The organism is Vibrio sp. 704, from assembly GCF_033339295.1.
The window spans coordinates 1-598 of record NZ_JAWOUH010000700.1; the positions used below are offsets into that span (position 1 = coordinate 1).

Here is a 598-nt window from a genome sequence, read left to right on the forward strand (position 1 = left end):
GTTTTCAAGTGGGCCTGCGCTGATCACCGCTTGAGCAGGGGATAGGTAACCACCTTCACGAACGTTCAAACTCGCGATGACGCCATCTTCCGGAGCTTTAATTTCAATCGTTTGCGATGCTTTCCCGCGTTGAGTGATGGCTTTGATTTGAGAACGATCAACACCCAGTGTCACCAAACGTTCTGTCGCGCCTTTCACTAGGCCACTACGCCCAGTTCGGTAGGCGTTCAGCAGCTCTTCTTGTGCTTTGACTAGCTCAGGCGAATACAACGTGAACAGCACGTCGCCTTTGTTGACCTTTTCACCCACGGCATTGATGTAAAGCTTTTCAACCCAGCCCGCCACGCGAACGTTGGTTTGCCACAAATGGCTTTCGTCAAACGCGATGTAGCCGACAGTTTCAATCCGAGGTGAAAGTTGCTCTAAAGAGACTTGAGCGGTTTTTACACCTAAGTTGTTTTCAACCGATGGGTCAATTTTTACCGTGCCGGGTTTGTCTTGTTCACCCGCGAGATCTTCGGCGTACACTGGGATCAAGTCCATGCCCATTGGCGATTTGCCCGGTTTGTCGCGCTTATAATTTGGATCCATTGGCGCA

The 598-nt window shown here is 50.7% G+C and carries 1 protein-coding gene; it reads right to left on the reverse strand.

All coding sequences use genetic code 11. The features are described 5' to 3' along the window. A partial coding sequence (locus R7R24_RS28605; RefSeq protein WP_318120445.1) for an efflux RND transporter periplasmic adaptor subunit occupies positions 1-598 on the reverse strand: 598 nt, incomplete at both ends.